The organism is Pseudomonas sp. D(2018) (genome assembly GCF_005502555.1).
GTDB lineage: Bacteria > Pseudomonadota > Gammaproteobacteria > Pseudomonadales > Pseudomonadaceae > Metapseudomonas > Metapseudomonas resinovorans.
Genome location: NZ_SCOK01000032.1, coordinates 47,814 through 60,299, shown reverse-complemented (window position 1 = coordinate 60,299; position 12,486 = coordinate 47,814). Strand labels below are relative to the sequence as shown.

Annotated in this window: 8 protein-coding genes, 1 tRNA gene and 2 pseudogenes; 1 reads left to right on the top strand and 10 read right to left on the bottom strand. The window is 63.5% G+C overall.

The window, feature by feature from the left end; translation table 11 throughout:
- From FFS60_RS29260 to rpsU, 9 genes and pseudogenes are all read right to left on the bottom strand, one after another.
- Positions 1-163: pseudogene (locus FFS60_RS29260) on the bottom strand (1-phosphofructokinase); the annotation flags it as partial.
- 144 nt (positions 164-307) lie between these two features.
- Positions 308-586 (bottom strand): annotated as a pseudogene (locus tag FFS60_RS19395) (helix-turn-helix domain-containing protein).
- A 242-nt stretch (positions 587-828) separates the two neighbouring features.
- Complete coding sequence (locus FFS60_RS19390; RefSeq protein WP_137822881.1) at positions 829-1,959, bottom strand: Fic family protein; 1,131 nt, start codon at positions 1,957-1,959, stop codon at positions 829-831.
- 86 nt (positions 1,960-2,045) lie between these two features.
- Positions 2,046-2,192: a hypothetical protein gene (locus tag FFS60_RS28735; RefSeq protein ID WP_171016544.1), complete on the bottom strand. Its 147-nt coding sequence runs from the start codon at positions 2,190-2,192 to the stop codon at positions 2,046-2,048.
- A gap of 152 nt (positions 2,193-2,344) precedes the next feature.
- A tRNA-Ile gene (locus FFS60_RS19385) sits at positions 2,345-2,421 on the bottom strand.
- Positions 2,422-2,436: 15 nt separating this feature from the next.
- The gene (locus FFS60_RS19380) at positions 2,437-6,174 is read right to left on the bottom strand and encodes a bifunctional diguanylate cyclase/phosphodiesterase (protein ID WP_137822880.1); all 3,738 of its coding nucleotides are present in this window, start codon (positions 6,172-6,174) and stop codon (positions 2,437-2,439) included.
- 141 nt (positions 6,175-6,315) lie between these two features.
- On the bottom strand, positions 6,316-8,169 hold the full coding sequence (gene rpoD / locus FFS60_RS19375; protein ID WP_137822879.1) for an RNA polymerase sigma factor RpoD: 1,854 nt from the start codon (positions 8,167-8,169) through the stop codon (positions 6,316-6,318).
- 66 nt (positions 8,170-8,235) lie between these two features.
- Entirely contained in the window at positions 8,236-10,224 is a 1,989-nt protein-coding gene (gene dnaG / locus FFS60_RS19370; RefSeq protein ID WP_137822878.1) for a DNA primase, read from the bottom strand.
- A 189-nt stretch (positions 10,225-10,413) separates the two neighbouring features.
- The gene (gene rpsU / locus FFS60_RS19365; protein ID WP_010795989.1) at positions 10,414-10,629 is read right to left on the bottom strand and encodes a 30S ribosomal protein S21; all 216 of its coding nucleotides are present in this window, start codon (positions 10,627-10,629) and stop codon (positions 10,414-10,416) included.
- Between the two features lie 206 nt (positions 10,630-10,835).
- Between rpsU and tsaD the strand changes: the two genes are divergently transcribed.
- Positions 10,836-11,861, top strand: coding sequence for a tRNA (adenosine(37)-N6)-threonylcarbamoyltransferase complex transferase subunit TsaD (gene tsaD / locus FFS60_RS19360; protein WP_137822877.1), 1,026 nt, complete (start codon positions 10,836-10,838; stop codon positions 11,859-11,861).
- Positions 11,862-11,892: 31 nt separating this feature from the next.
- On the opposite strand, the gene plsY is transcribed toward tsaD, so the two are convergent.
- The gene (gene plsY, locus FFS60_RS19355) at positions 11,893-12,462 is read right to left on the bottom strand and encodes a glycerol-3-phosphate 1-O-acyltransferase PlsY (RefSeq protein ID WP_028631091.1); all 570 of its coding nucleotides are present in this window, start codon (positions 12,460-12,462) and stop codon (positions 11,893-11,895) included.
- Positions 12,463-12,486: the final 24 nt, after the last annotated feature.

Below are 12,486 nucleotides of genomic sequence, written 5' to 3'. Positions count from 1 at the left end.
CACCCAGCCGCCGCAGCGCCCGCGCCACATTGATCCCACCACCCCCCGGCGCATAAACCGGCGCGCTGCAACGCAGCTTGTCATTGGGACACAGACGCGGCACCCCGGTCGCCAGATCCAGCGCGGGGTTGAGTGTGAGCGTGACGATGCGGTGGGCGATCATGCCGAACGACCTCCAGCTGCCGGGCGGCAGCCTCTGGGTTCAGCGTAGGTGATGGCAGGGGGCGGAAACGCAAAAGCCGCGCGATGTGCGGCTTTTGATTGGCCGTCCTTAGGCAAGGCTCGCCAGGTGCGCTACCGTCTCGGGCTACTGCTGCACCAGGCGGATCAGTGTGGTGGCCTGGGTATTCGGCTTGGCCCTGCCTTGCTCCCAATTTTTCAGCGTTCGGGGATTGGTGCGCAGCTATATCGCGAAGACCGGGCGTGACATCTTCAACTGCTCGCGGATTGAAACCAGCTCCTGCCCAGTGACGGCGCGAAGCTCCGGCAACACGAGCCGGTGCGGACGAAGCGTCACCTTGCCCTGGCGCTCCTCTGCAAGCGCTTCGATGCCTTCCTGCAGCTCGGCAAAGATGCCCCGTTTCATGTCTTTTTCCTCGCGTCGAGTTCTGCTTCCGCTGGTGTCCTGGATAAGGTTTCCGGCTTCTGGCTGCATCAGCAGCAAATGCTGCAAGTCTGAAAAGGCGTCAGCGTCCTGGTAGTCCGCCCGGTACCGCTTGAGCGGCGGCAGTTCCAAGAAGAGTGCTTCTATTTTCTCTACCTAATTTGCGTACAGATTTGGCGCGCTTCCCAGCCTCGGTCAACTCGCCATCGATGATGGGGGCCACGTTATCCGGCGGGCTGGTTGATCTGGTAACGGGTGCTGCGGCCACCGCCGGGCAGGCGCTTGATGCAGCCCTTTTCCAGCAGGTCGCTCAAATGTCGGGTGGCGGTGGCCTTGGAGACCTGGGCCACGGCCTGGTACTGGGCGGCGCTGATGCCGTCTGCAAAGCCTTTTTCGCCGCCGTCGAGCAGGCGGTTGAGCACCTTGATCTGTTCGGTGGAGAGGGCCGCTTGGCGGTGCGCCTGCCAGAAGCGCGCTTTGGCCAGCACGCGGTCGATGCGCGCCAGTGCCTGTTCCAGGCTGTTCAGCAGGGTGGCGAGGAACCATTCCAGCCAGGGTGTGATGTCGAGGCTGTCTTTTTGGCTGGCTTCGAGGATGCGGTAATAGCCGGCGCGGTCGTCGAGGATGCTCGCAGACATTGCGTAGAAGCGAATGGACTGCTGCTCGCCCTGGGTCAGCGCCAGGTCGGTGATGGCGCGGGTGAGGCGGCCGTTGCCGTCGTCGAAGGGGTGCAGGGTGACGAACCAGAAGTGGGCGATGCCCGCGCGTAGCAACGGATCGAGGGTGGCGTCATCGCGGCTGCGTTCGAACCAGGTGAGGAAGGCGTCGAGCTGCGCTTCCAGTCCCTCTCGTGGTGGCGCTTCGAAATGCACGGTGGGGCGGTCAAGGCGGCCGGAGACCACTTGCATGGGTTCTTCACCACGCAGGGTGCCGACGCGGATGCGGGCGGTCAGGGGAAAGTCGTCCTGGGGGAACAGCCAGCGGTGCCAGGTGCACAGGCGGTCGACGGTCAATGGTTGGTCGTGTTGGCCAGTGGCATCCAGCAGCAGTTCGGCCAGTCCTTCGCTGCGAGGGCTGGGTTTGCCCTCGGTTGCCAAGCCCAGGCGGCGGGCAAGGGAGGAGCGCACCGAGCCGGCGTTGAGTTGTTCGCCCTCGATGGCCGAGGAGGTCACGATGTTCTGCAGCAGGGCATCCAGGCTGTTCTGTGCCTCGGCATCGGCGCCCACTGCGCCGGCCATGCCGAGCAGGCGACCCTGGGCGTGTGCGCAGGCGCGTAGTGGCGCGGCGAGGCGGTCGGCCTGCCAGGTGAACTGCGGCCAGTCAGGTTGCTGCCAGATCCAGCGGGTGGTGTGCATAGAGGGCCTAAATGGGGTGTGAGCCGAATAGAGGGCTTATTCGGCTCATTTAATGAGCCGATTATGCGGGGTATTCGGCTCATCGGCTAGCCGACCTGGGGTCTGAGATTCTCGCTCAGCACTTGCAGCACGGTGTTCAGGTGGCCTTCCTGGTCTTTGTCGAACAGCTTGAGCCCACCTCGGTTCTTGAAGGCTTCGTTGAGCGGGGTGCTGTCGAGCGCCGCTTCGTGCACCAGTTACTTGGCCAGGCGATCCAGCCTTTTGCGTTGGGGCTGGCTCCAGCCGTTCAGGGCCTAATGCCATTGGCGCGGGGATTCTTGCTCGACTGGGGGCGAGTGCTGCGTCTCCAGAAACGCAAAAGCCGCGCAATGCGCGGCTTTTGATTTGGTGGGCCCACACGGACTCGAACCGTGGACCAAAGGATTATGAGTCCTCTGCTCTAACCGACTGAGCTATAGGCCCCAGAAGGCCGGCGGATTATACAGGTGCCTTTTGCTGGGCGCCAATCGCGGGGAGGGGGTTGAGGAATTTGCGGGCGAATGCCTCGGCCGGCAGTGCGGTGCTGACGATAAACCCTTGAATCTGTTCGCATCCTTCGGCGGCGAGGAAGTGTTCCTGGGCTTTGGTTTCGACCCCTTCGGCGATGACGGTGAGTTGCATGCTGCGGCCGAGGGCGATGATGGCGCGGCTGATGGCGGCGTCGTTGGGGTCGTCGGGCAGGCCGCGGACGAAGGACTTGTCGATCTTCAGCACGTCCAGCGGCAGGCGCTTGAGGTAGCTCAGGGAGGAGTAGCCGGTGCCGAAGTCGTCGATGGCCAGTTGCACGCCGAGGGCCTTGAGGTTGTGCAGCACGCTGAGGGCTTCTTCGGCCTGGCTCATGATGAAGCTTTCGGTGATTTCCAGTTGCAGCCGTTGCGCCTCGAGGCCGAGGGTCTGGATGAGCCGTTGCAGGCGTTCCACCAACTGCGGCTGGCGCAGTTGCGCGCCGGCGAGGTTGATCGAGAGTGGGCCGAAGGGGACATGGCGTTCCTGCCAGTGCTGCATTTGCCGACAGGCGTGTTCCAGTACCCAGTCGCCAAGCGGGAGGATGAGTCCGCTTTCTTCCGCCAGGGGGATGAAGCGCTCCGGTGGGATTTCGCCGAACTGTGGGTGGTTCCAGCGCACCAGGGCTTCGGCGCCCACCAGGGTTTGGTACTGCAGGCTGAACTTGGGTTGGTAGGAAAGCGACAGTTCGTTGCGCTCCAGGGCCCGGCGCAGTTCGGTTTCCAGGGCCATGCGTTCGGTGGCCTGGCTGGTCAGGTCGTGGGTGTAGAACTCGATGCGGTTGCGGCCTCGGGCCTTGGCCCGGTACATGGCGGCGTCGGCGTTCTTCACCAGGGTGGCGACGTCCAGGCCATGTTCCGGGAACAGGCTGATGCCGATGCTGGCGCTCATGAAGAACTCGTGTGGGCCGGCGGGGACGGGGGCTTCGAAGCAGGTCAGCAGTTTGGTGGCGACGGATTGCGCGTCGTTGGCGCTGTGCAGGCCGGGTAGCAGGATGATGAATTCGTCGCCGCCGAGGCGCGCTACGGTGTCGACATCGCGCAGTTGCTCGCGCAGGCGGGCGGCGATGCCTTTGAGCAGCAGGTCGCCCACTGGGTGGCCGAGGCTGTCATTGATGTGCTTGAAGCGGTCCAGGTCGATGAACAGGACGGCGCCGTGGTGGTTGTCGTTGGCGGCGTCGGCCAGGGCCAGTTGCAGGCGGCTTTCGAACAGCAGGCGGTTGGGCAGGCCGGTGAGTGGGTCGTGGTGGGCCTGGTAGTCGAGGCGCGCCTGGGCGTGCTTGAGCGGTGAGATGTCGGCGAACACGCCGACGTAGTGTGTGACCTGGCGGTAGCGGTCGCGCACGGCACTGATGGTGAGCCATTCGGGGTAGGGCTCGCCGTTCTTGCGGCGATTCCATATTTCGCCCTGCCAGTGCCCTTCACGTTCCAGCTGGTGCCACATGGCGGCGTAGAAGGCGCTGTCATGTTGGCCGGACGCGAGCAGGCGCGGTGACTGGCCGAGCGCCTCGCTTTCGCTGTAGCCGGTGATTTCGCTGAAGGCGCGGTTGACTGCGGTGATGCGTTGTCCGGTGTCGGTGATCATCACGCCTTCGGCGGTGCTTTCGAAGACGGTGGCGGCTTGCAGCAGTTTTTCCTGCATCTGCTGACGCTCGGTGACGTCGCGAGCGATGGTCAGCAAGCAGGGTTCTCCACCGATGGGGATCGGTTGGGCGGAGAGCTCGCAGATGCGTACCTGGCCATTCTTGGTGCGGATGGCTGTAGTGAAGTGGTGCAGGCTGCCCTGGTCGCCGATGAGCTGGATCATGTGCTGACGATCCGCGGGATTGGCCCATAGGCCGAGTTCAAGGGTGGAGCGCTCAGCGACTTCCGGCTGGCTGTAGCCGGTGATGCGGCTGAAGCCGTCGTTGGCTTCCAGCAGCAGTCCGTCGCTGATGCGGGTGATGAGCAGGCCATCCGGGGAGGCGTGGAAGGCGCTGGCGAACTTTTCTTCGGAGACTTGCAGCAGTTGCTGGGTTTCCTTGAGCTGGGTGATGTCGCGGACTACCACCACGAGGGCGGGCGTGTCGTCCAGATCGATGGTCTGGGCGGAGATCAGGCCGATGAAGGTTTCGCCATTGGCGCGGCGGAAGGGCATTTCCAGGTTGTGCAGCGGATTGCCCTGTTGCAGACGCTGCAGGAGTTTCGGCCCGATGCCGGGAATGCCCCAGATGTCGAGTTCGGTGGCGGTGCGGCCAAGGGCTTCGCTGGCCTTGAGGCCGATCTGCTGCTCGAAGGTGTGGTTGATGGCCAGCAGGCTGCCGTCGGTGCGGCGGGCGATGACGATGATGTCCGGGCAGTTGTGGAACACCGAGGCGAATTTCTGTTCGGACAGGCGCAGGGCCTGCTCGGTCTGCTTGGCCTCGGTGATGTCGATCATCAGGCCGCGCATCATCTGGGTCTCACCGTGGGGGATGAGGGTGATGATGTCCCGCACCCAGAGCACCCGGCCGTCGGCGGCGATCATGCGGTAGTCGAGGCTGTGGTCTCGGCCGGCGAGGGTTTCCGCTTCACAGAAGGCGTTGGCCCAGGCTGTGTCGTCGGGATGCAGGGTGCGGCGCCAGAAGCCTGGCTCCAGCCAGTCGCTCAGGGGGTAGCCGAGCAGGCGTTCGGCATGGGGGGAGACGTAGGTGTAGCAGTAATCGTCGACGCGCATTTCCCAGGCGATGGCGTTCAGGCTTTCCACCAGGCCGCGGTAGTGCTGTTCACTGCTGCGCAGTTCGTCTTGCAGGGCGGCGCGGCTGGCCATTTCGTTGCTGAGCCGGCGGTTGACGCGCAGGACGAAGGCCAGCACGCCAGCCAGTAGCAGCAGGGCAGGCAGGCCGTAGAGCAGAATGCGGCCCCAGTCAGGCTTTCGGTAGAGGGCGCCGCCCACCCAGCGTTCCTGGATTGCGGCAGCTTCTTCGGGGGTGATCTCGGCGAAAACTTTGTCGAGGATGCTGGCCAGCATCGGGTGGTTCTTCGGTGTCGCCATGGCCAACTGGTAGCGGTAGGGCGTTTCGCCGCTGATGCTGATGCCGTCGAGCTTGAGTTGGCGCAGGCTCCAGACGCTGGAGGCGAGGTCGCCGACGAAGGCGTCTACCTGTCCGGTGGCCAGGGCCTGGAGGGCCGCGGCGACGGAGGGATAGGCCTGCAGGCTCAGGTCGGGGTGCTGGTTGCGCAGCAGCTCGTGGGGGGCGTAATCGGCTACCACGCCGACGCGCAGGCCGTAGAGGTCGTCAATGCTGGACGGCTGTGGGCCGCGGGTCTGGGACAGGATGACGATGGGGAAGTCGAGGTAGGGGCGGGTGAAGTTCAGGTATTGCTGGCGTTCCGGGGTGGACATGATGCCGGGCAGCAGGTCGAGGTCGCCGGCGCGGGCACGTTGCAGCACTTCGGTCCAGCTGCTGGGTTCGACGGGTGTGAGTTTCACGTCGAGGCGCCGGCGGACCTGGTCGATGTAGTCGGCGGCCAGACCCTGGTGGTTACCCTGAGCGTCGCGAAACTCGAAGGGCGGCCAGGAGGCGTCGATGCCGAGGCGCAGCTCGCCGTGATTGTCGAGCCAGGCCTGTTCTTCCGAGGTGAGTGTCAGGGCGCCGGCCGGGAAGGTCCAGAGTGCCAGCCAGAGCATCAGTAGGGCCCGCGCTCGCGCCATTGGCGGCCTCGTTCCTGGTAGGGATGTCAGACCGAAGTGTAGACGTGGCCGCCTGTCGCCTGGAAGAGGAAAGCACCCGGCTGCGGCCTTGCTGAGGCACAAAAGAAAACCCCCGGACTGGCCGGGGGTTCTTTGCATCGCTTACTCGTCCAGGAACGAGCGCAGGTGCTCGCTTCGCGACGGGTGACGCAGCTTGCGCAGCGCCTTGGCTTCGATCTGGCGGATACGCTCGCGGGTTACATCGAACTGCTTACCGACTTCCTCGAGGGTGTGGTCGGTGTTCATGTCGATGCCGAAGCGCATACGCAGGACCTTGGCTTCGCGGGCGGTGAGGCCGGCCAGGACTTCGCGAGTGGCTTCCTTGAGGCTTTCCACCGTGGCCACGTCGATCGGGGACTGCATGGTGCTGTCCTCGATGAAGTCGCCCAGGTGCGAGTCTTCGTCGTCACCGATCGGGGTTTCCATGGAGATCGGCTCTTTGGCGATCTTCAGAACCTTGCGGATCTTGTCCTCAGGCATCTCCATGCGCTCGCCAAGCTCTTCCGGAGTGGGCTCGCGGCCCATTTCCTGCAGCATCTGACGGGAGATGCGGTTGAGCTTGTTGATGGTCTCGATCATGTGCACCGGAATACGGATGGTGCGCGCCTGGTCGGCGATCGAACGAGTGATCGCTTGGCGGATCCACCAGGTGGCGTAGGTCGAGAACTTGTAGCCGCGACGGTATTCGAACTTGTCCACCGCCTTCATCAGGCCGATGTTGCCTTCCTGGATCAGGTCGAGGAATTGCAGGCCGCGGTTGGTGTACTTCTTGGCGATGGAGATCACGAGACGCAGGTTGGCCTCGACCATCTCTTTCTTCGCCCGGCGAGCCTTGGCTTCACCGATGGACATGCGACGGTTGACGTCCTTGATCTCGTTGACAGTCAGTTCGACTTCCTGCTCGAGATCCACCAGCTTCTGCTGGTTACGCTTGATGTCGCCAACCAGCTTGCCGATGGCTTCGGCGTACTTGGCCTTGCCCTTGGCCAGGCCGTCGGCCCAGTCGAGGTCGACTTCGTTGCCCGGGAACAGGCGCAGGAAGTCGGCACGTGGCATGCGGGCGTCACGTACGCAGAGCTGCATGATGGCGCGTTCCTGAGCGCGGACACGGTCCAGGGCGCTACGGACTTTTTCCACCAGGGCGTCGAATTGCTTCGGCACCAGCTTGATCGGCATGAACAGCTCGGCCAGGGCCAGCAGTTCTTCGATAGCCTGTTTGCTGCTGCGGCCATGCTTCTTCAGGGCCTTCTTGGCCTTGTCGAGCTGGTCGGAAACCGCTGTGAAGCGGCGCAGGGCCTCTTCCGGGTCCGGACCACCATCGCCTTCTTCTTCGGCGTCGTCGCTTTCGCCTTCTTCCTCTTCGTCTTCGTCCTTGTCCTTGGCCGCGGCGGTATCGGATTTAAGCTCGACAGGCTCGACTTCTTCAGCCGGCACGGTGCCGTCATCCGGGTCGATGTAGCCGCTGAGAACGTCGGACAGACGGCCACCTTCGGTGGTGACGCGCTGGTATTCGGCGAGAATGCCGTCGACGGCGCCGGGGAAGTGGGCGATGGCACTCATCACCTCGCGGATGCCTTCCTCGATGCGTTTGGCGATTTCGATTTCGCCTTCTCGAGTCAGCAGTTCCACGGTGCCCATTTCACGCATGTACATGCGTACTGGGTCGGTGGTGCGACCGATATCGGTCTCCACTGCGGCCAGGGCGGCAGCGGCTTCCTCTGCTGCGGCTTCGTCGGTGTCGGCTTCGGCCAGCAATAGGGCGTCCGCATCCGGGGCACTCTCGAATACGTTGATCCCCATGTCGTTGATCATGCGGATGATGTCTTCCACCTGTTCCGGATCGGAAATATCCTCCGGCAGGTGGTCGTTGACCTCCGCGTAAGTCAGGTATCCCTGCTCACGGCCACGGGCGATCAACTCTTTGAGGCGAGACTGCTGTTGCGCTTTTCCGGACATAGCACCCTATCCACTTAGGTCTTGGCGGGCTAAAAACAAGCCGAGGATTATACCTGATCCTGGGCCTTACGCGCCAGTTGAGGTCGGAGTCAGGGAAGACGTGTTGCGGCTGAGTAGGTCGCGCAGCTGATCTTTTTCCTCTGCGCTGAGTTCACTTTGCCGCGCTTTGCGCAGCAGATTCTCCAGGCGGCGTTCCCGCTGGCGTGCCGACAACCTAGTTATAGTGTCGAAAAACTGTTGTTCAAGGTTGTCGTCGGAAATCAGCCATTCCTTTTCCGCCAGGGCCCGTAACAGCCGGCCCTGATCAGTGCCATGCCAGCGGGCGATCAGCTGCAGTGAACGGAGTTTCGGGTTCTTTTGTACGGCCTCTACCAACGCCACCATGAGCTGGGCGTAGGTGTCGTCTTCTGCGGCAAAATGGCTGGCATCCTCGACTTTCTGTGCAAGCGACGGATGGTGCAGCAGGGTGCGAAGTGCGGTGAGGGTGGGGGATTCCACCTTGACTTCGGTGCGAGGTGGACGCTTGAAGTCATCGCGGCCTTGCTTGTTCCACTTCTTGCCGTCTTTTTTCCAGTCGTCCTTTTTCCAGCTCTCTTTGCGCCGCTCGTCTTTCTGCCAGTTGCCCTGCTGCGCGGCGGGCTGCTCGAAGTAGTGCGCGGGCTCAGGCTCGTACTGCTGGTCGCCGTAGCCGGAGAAGGATTCGTAGTAGGCGTCGTCCGAGTGTTCGTGGCCCCCGCTGCTGACTGGGGCGCTGCGGGCGAACTGGCTGAGGGCATCGCCATTGAGGCCGGTAATTTCGGCCAGGCGCTGGCGCATCAGGACTTTCAGGTTGGCGCCGGGAACGCGCTCGATCAGAGGAGCCGCCAGGGTGGCTAGGTGGGCCTTGCCTTCCAGGGATGAGGGGTCGGCTTCCTGGGTCAGTTGCTGGAAGAAATAGTCGGCCAGGGGTTGCGCATGCTGGGTGATGCGCGCGCGGAAGGCGTCGGTGCCTTCCTTGCGAACCAGACTGTCCGGGTCTTCGCCTTCGGGTAGGAACAGGAAGCGCGCACGGCGGCCGTCTTCGAGGCTTGGAAGCGTGGCTTCCAGGGCGCGCCAGGCCGCCTTGCGTCCGGCTTGGTCGCCGTCAAAGCAGAAGAGGATGCTCGGTACCAGTCGGAACAGGCGGCGGATGTGCTCTTCGCTGGTGGCGGTGCCCAGGGTGGCGACGGCATTGCGCAGGCCCTGTTGGGCGAGGGCGATGACGTCCATGTAGCCTTCGACGACCATGATTTCGTCGAGATTGCGATTGTGTTTGCGTGCCTCGAACAGCCCGTAGAGTTCCTGGCCCTTGTGGAATACCGGGGTTTCCGGGGAGTTGAGGTACTTGGGCTTGTCGTCGCCCAGGACTCGGCCGCCGAAGGCGATGATGCGTCCGCGGCTGTCGCGGATCGGGAACATCACTCGGTCGCGAAAGCGGTCGTAGCGCTTGCCGGTCTCGGCGTTCTCGATCAGTAGGCCGGCGTCGATCATGTGCTTCTGTTGCAGGCTGTCGCCGCCCATATGTTTGAGCAGGTTGTCCCAGCCGGGTGGGGAGAAGCCCAAGGCGAAGTCGCGGGCGATTTCGCCGGTCAGTCCGCGACCTTTCAGGTATTCGACCGCGGCTTTGCGCGTCGGATGCTGCTTCAGGGCGTGGCGGTAGTAGTCCGACGCGGCGGTGAGCAGGGCATAGAGCGGGGAGTCGGTCGGCTGGCGGTGGCCGCTGCTGCGGCCGCCTTCTTCCCGTGGGACTTCAAGGCCGGCGCGCTTGGCTAGATCCTCAACCGCCTGGGGGAAGTCCAGGTGGTCGTGGTCCATGACGAAGCCGAGGGCATTGCCGCCAGCGCCGCAGCCGAAGCAGTAATAGAACTGCTTGTCCGGGCTGACGCTGAACGACGGCGTCTTCTCGCTATGGAAGGGGCAGCGAGCGGTGTAGTTCTTGCCGGCCTTTTTCAGCTGCACGCGCGCGCCGATCACTTCGACTATGTCGGTGCGGTTCAGCAGGTCGTCGATGAAGCCTTGGGGGATCAGGCCAGCCATAGGGTGCTCGGGGCGCGGGAAGGTTCAAAGCATACTCGCGCCAGGTCGGTGACGACAGGCGGGAGGTGGAAGCTGGAAAGCAAAAAACTCCGCTATTCGCCGGGGCGAAGCGGAGTTTCTTGTGTGCTCATGATGCACTCGCCCGGCCGGGGCCGGGCGAAGCTTGAGCGTGCGGCGGTGCCTGTTAACTCAGTACAGACGCTCGCGGCGGCGCTGCTCGCGCTGCACTTTCTTGGCATGACGCTTGACCGCGGCTGCGGCTTTGCGCTTGCGCTCGGAAGTGGGCTTCTCGTAGAACTCACGGCTACGGACTTCAGCCAGTACGCCGGCTTTCTCGCAGGAGCGCTTGAAACGACGCAGGGCTACGTCGAAGGGTTCGTTCTCTTTAACTTTGACGGCTGGCATCCAGGTCGTACCTTCATCAATTACCGAATGGTCGACGCATTCCGGCAAAAGCAGGCTCGGTGGCGCGTCGGATTTCAAGGGCTGCGGATATTAACGCCTCAAGGCTCGGAATGCAAAGCCTTCAGTCGAAAACCGCTGGTCGGCACAGGGGGCGGCGATTATGATTCGCGCCTTCTTCTTTTGCCAGGCCAGAAGGGCTCGTACCCATGCTAGTGCTGGGGTTGGAAACCTCCTGCGACGAAACCGGCGTCGCTCTATACGACAGTGAGTGCGGCCTGCTGGCCGACGCGCTGTTCAGTCAGATCGACCTGCATCGGGTCTACGGCGGCGTTGTGCCCGAGCTGGCGTCCCGCGACCACGTCAAGCGCATGCTGCCGTTGCTGCGTGAGGTGCTGGAGCAGGCCGGTCGCAAACCCGAGGATATTGACGGCATCGCCTATACCGCCGGCCCAGGCCTGGTGGGTGCGCTGCTGGTGGGCGCGTCCTGCGCCCAGGCGCTGGCCTTTGCCTGGGGCGTGCCAGCGCTCGGCGTGCACCACATGGAAGGCCACCTGCTGGCGCCCATGCTGGAAGAGCAGCCGCCGGGGTTTCCGTTCGTCGCCTTGCTGGTTTCCGGTGGTCATACCCAACTGGTCCGGGTAGACGGCATCGGTCGTTACCAGCTGCTCGGCGAATCGGTGGATGACGCTGCTGGCGAGGCCTTCGACAAGACCGCGAAGCTGATTGGCCTCGGTTACCCCGGTGGTCCGGAGATCGCCCGCCTGGCCCAGAGTGGTACGCCGGGTCGCTTCACCTTCCCCCGTCCGATGACTGATCGCCCCGGCCTCGATTTCAGCTTCAGTGGCCTCAAAACCTTCGCCCTCAACACCTGGCAGCAGTGCCGCGATGCTGGGGACGACGGTGAACAAACCCGTTGCGACATCGCTCTGGCCTTCGAGCAGGCGGTGGTGGAGACTCTCACCATCAAGTGCAAGCGTGCTCTCAAGCAGACCGGCCTGAATCGCCTGGTGATCGCGGGCGGTGTCAGTGCCAACCAGTCGCTGCGCCAGTCCCTGGGCAAGATGCTGGGCGATCTCAAGGGCGACGTGTTCTACGCGCGACCGCGTTTTTGCACCGACAACGGCGCGATGATTGCCTACGCCGGATGCCAGCGACTGCTGGCGGGACAGCACGACGGTCCCGCAATTGCGGTTCAGGCACGTTGGCCGATGGAACAGCTTCCCGCGATCTGATGGCGGCTTGAGCTGTTTTCACTCAAGGTGTTCAGAAATGCCGTTCGCGTCCGGCAAAAAGGTCGCGTAGATTGCCGCGATGGCGCCAGACGATGAGTCCGGTCAGTACCGTCATTGGCAAGAGCGCACCGGGTTGCTGCCAGGCCAGCAATGGCAAGGTCAGCGGCGTAGCGATCAGCGCCGCCAGCGAGCTGGTACGAGTCAGATGAAAGGTCAGCAGCCAGACGCAAACAGCCAGCAGTGCGGCCGGGGGGTATAGCCCCAAAAGCATGCCGGCGGCGGTGGCAACGCCCTTGCCGCCTCGGAAGCGGAAGTACAGGGGGTAGAGGTGCCCGAGCACTGCGGCAAGGCCAACCCAGGCCTGCTGCTGGACCTCGAGGCCGCAGAGATGGGCGACCAGTACGGGCAGCAGCCCCTTTAACAGGTCGCCGAGCAGGGTCAGGATCGCCAGCTTCTTTCCCGCCACCCGCAGCATGTTGGTGGCGCCAGGGTTGCCGGAGCCCTGGGCGCGTGGGTCGCCCGTGCCGAACACACGGCTGAGCAGAATGGCGAAGGACAACGATCCGAGCAGGTAGGCGAGAGTCGCCAGCAGCCAAAACATGGTATCCATTCCGGGGCGAGGAAG